Source organism: Nosocomiicoccus massiliensis, assembly GCF_000438455.1.
Classification (GTDB): Bacteria; Bacillota; Bacilli; order Staphylococcales; family Salinicoccaceae; genus Nosocomiicoccus; species Nosocomiicoccus massiliensis.
Map to the genome: position 1 here is coordinate 1 of NZ_CAVG010000101.1, position 3,496 is coordinate 3,496.

3 protein-coding genes are annotated in these 3,496 nt (G+C 35.8%); 1 reads left to right on the forward strand and 2 read right to left on the reverse strand.

Annotated elements, in window-relative coordinates; genetic code table 11:
* Positions 1–283: 283 nt before the first annotated feature.
* Positions 284–727 carry a LytTR family DNA-binding domain-containing protein gene (locus tag TJ68_RS04505; RefSeq protein ID WP_052327308.1) on the reverse strand — a complete coding sequence of 148 codons (444 nt, stop codon included), beginning with the start codon at positions 725–727 and terminating at the stop codon, positions 284–286.
* A gap of 175 nt (positions 728–902) precedes the next feature.
* On the opposite strand from TJ68_RS04505, the gene TJ68_RS04510 reads away from it, so the two are divergent.
* Positions 903–1,298, forward strand: a complete 396-nt coding sequence (locus TJ68_RS04510; RefSeq protein ID WP_040928978.1) for a hypothetical protein — start codon at positions 903–905, stop codon at positions 1,296–1,298.
* 30 nt (positions 1,299–1,328) lie between these two features.
* On the opposite strand, the gene TJ68_RS08145 is transcribed toward TJ68_RS04510, so the two are convergent.
* Positions 1,329–3,496: DUF7507 domain-containing protein (locus TJ68_RS08145; RefSeq protein WP_148449652.1), on the reverse strand; the 2,168-nt coding region annotated here is incomplete at its 5' end.

Sequence of the window (3,496 nt, forward strand, 5' to 3'; positions counted from 1 at the left end):
GTTGATTTGTTTACTATCATTCAATGATACAAGATATAAATCAATTGGATAATAATCATGATTGCTAGTATAGCACCGGCATATAATAAAATATCTGTAATGGTCATCGTTATCCAATGATTCATGATTGCTACGATTGTAAATGCAGTGATACCAACAACGAGCTGTACTACTATAGCAATAATCGTAGGGACTTTTGTATAAAATAATATTGATGCAATGCCGATTAAAGCTGAAGCAATCCAGACTGATTGTGATACTGTTTTGATTAGACTTTTAATCATTAAATTCCTAACCTTTCCTTTAATTTTGAAACATACCTTCTTGAAATAATTACTTTATCCCCATATATCATTCTTGCAACAAGATTTCCCGAGAACGATGGCTCTACTCGTTTAATCATGTGGATATTTAACATCTCCGATTTTGAAACTTGTAAAAAGGTTTTTGAATCTAATTCTTTCATAAGTGCAGATAAAGTTTTTGATGTCTTGATTTCATCTTCTTTTGTATAAATGGTTAAAGATTTGTCGTAAATCGTTGCAGAGACGATATCCATTATCTTTATAATAATCACACCGTCTTCTGAACCTATGGCCAAGTTTTCTAGATCAGTGGTGAAGTGATCGATATAAGATAAAATGCGTGCCCCTAGCTGAGCATCTTTTGAATAAATTTTTACTACATTATCTGGTAAAGAGTGGTCTAATATTAGTTCGGTTTTCATATGACGTCCCTCCTTTGTTACATTTAGTACAGGGTATTTATCTTTAATAAAGTTGAATATTTCGTAAGCAGTAAATTAAGTAGCTTATCCGGTGTAATATATGTTGCACGCGTTCATACTCTATTCATATTGAATTTATATAATCTATATAAACAAGAGTTTAGGGGAAATTAAGGTGCATAAACCTTCGAAAATATTATTAGTTAGTGCAGGATTATTTGGTTTAATTGGTGCATTTATGGGATCACATATGGCGGGTGCTGGCGATTATGCAATGAGACCTATTCACGCTCATGTACTAGTTGTAGGTTGGCTTACGTTATTTAGTTGGTCTGTTTACTATAAAGTGTTTGTTAATAAGTATAGTGTCTTAGAGAAAGTTCATGTATGGTCAGCGATCATTGGAGCATTTGGACTTACAATTGGAATGTATATGAATAACGTACTATCTAGTACGACATTTTCATTAATGCTTTATATTGTTGGTGGTTCTGTATTATTACTTAGTTTTATTGTTTTCTTCATTCAAACAATACTATACAAATCCATTGAAAATAAAAATGAGGCCTAGACAAATTGTCTAGGCCATTTTTGTGGATTATTATCTCTCAGATTTTCTTCTTCTAGAGATGAGAAGCATGAATGTTCCTGCAAGTGCTAATGCAATTACTCCTGCGTAATTCGTGTTGTGTGCTTCACCAGTCTTAGGTAATTTTTCTTTCTCTTCAACTTTTGGTTGAGCAGGTGTTTCTGGTGCCTTTTCAACTGGAGGAGTTACTTTAGGTACTTCCTTAGTTGGTGGCGGTGTTGGCTCAGGAGTCGGTTTAACCGGAACTTCAGGTTTTTCAGGAACCTCTGGTTTTTCAGGAACCTCTGGTTTTTCAGGCTCAGGAGTCGGTTCAACTGGCTCTTCTGGCTCTTCAGGCTCTTTAGGCTCTTCAGGAATTTCAGGTTCTTCTGGAGTTGGTTCCTCTTTCTTGATTGGGTAAACAACGACTTTATTTGTATCGTTTGGTTTATCACCGAAAGTAACAGTTGCAGTGTTTTCAACTCCATTAGCTAGTGCATCATCGTCAATTGTTTTGAATTTAGCTTTGATTGTCATCTTGATTGTTTGACCTTCAAGTGCTTTAAGTACTTCTTTGTTAGTAACTTTAAATTCAACTGTTTGACCATTTTGTACTAACTTACCGTGTTCTGAAATACTTCCAGCTTTGAGAACGATGTTGTTAGCTTCTAGCTCATTAATTTGCACATCGATGTCTTCGATTTCAGCTTTCAGTTCATTGATTTTTACTTTCAATTCTTCGATTGCTGCTTCGATTTCTTCAGTATTTATTGGCTTAGCACCTTTAGGTTCTGAAACTTCTTCAGATTCTTCAGTTGCAGGCTCTTGCTGTTCTTTAGGAGTAGGTTCTGTAACTTCTTCTTCCACAATTGGTTCTTGTGATTCTACTTCAGTAGGCTCTGTCACTTCTACTTCTTCAGTAGGTTCTTCAATTACTTCTTCAGTTACTTTTTCTTTTGCTTGTACAAGCGTTGCTTCTAATGCTTCAAGTTCACTTTCAAGGACTGTCATATTAGATTCTAATTCAGCTTTTTTTGAATCGAGTTTCTTGATGTCGTCTGATGATGATTCGATTACTGTATCTTCACCAATTGTCACATCTACAGATTCGATTTCTAGACGTTCATCAATCTCATCTAATATTGTTAGAGTTTCAATATCTTGCCCTTCTTTAAGAAGTGTTTTGATATCAAAAGTGAATGTTTCACCATTGTCTGCAACTCTGTATCCGCCTTTGCCGTTAACTTCTTTAGTGATATCACCTTCTGGTTTTGGTTCAACAACTGGTAGTGTAGTATTGATTACTACATCATCAACCTCGTACACAAGTTCGTTGTTAGGTGATAACCCAGAAGCAATCGCTTTGTTTGTGATTGTTGCATATTTTAATTGCTCTTCTGTGACTTTATGTTGAACTGAAACTTTGATGCTTTCTCCAACTTTTAGATCAGTTGACTCAAGCTCTATGTTTCCACCGAGCATTGGGTCATTCAGAATCACTCTGTGCAAGTCTACATTTCCGTTGTTTGTGATAGTGAATGTATAGTTTACTACGTCACCCACTTTTTCAACTTCCTTAACATCACTTTCTTTTTTAAGGGTGATGTTAGGAGAGTTTTTACCTGGAATAGTAATCTTATCTTCGTCTTTAGGTGTTTCACCTTTAGGTGTTTCACCTGTTACAGTAGCTACGTTTATAATTTCGCCATTGTTTAGGTCTTCTTGAGTCACAGTGTATTCTTTAGAAACTGTGATTGATTCACCTGGTGTTAGTGTTGTTTTATCTAACTCAACACTGCCACCGAGCATTGGGTCATCTAACACAATGTTTTTAAGTGTGACGTTACCGTTGTTTGTCACTTTAAAGTTATAAGTAATCACTTGACCGACTTCTGTAATCTCTTTAGTGTCGCTTGTCTTCTCTAATGTTAATTGAGAGTCTTGTGTTCCGACAATTGTCACAGTGTCTTCATCTGTTGAAGTATTTCCTTTCGGATCTTCACCAGTCACAGTCGCAACGTTGACGATTTTGCCATTCTCCACGTCATCTTGTGTCACAGTGTAACTTGCGTTCGCAACAAGTACGTCACCTGGTTTCAGTGTGATTGCTTCGATATCTTCAATTGCTTCTCCATTTACAGAGACATACGTGATATCGCTTAAGCCATCAAGAATATCTTTAATATTTACTTGAGTTAATG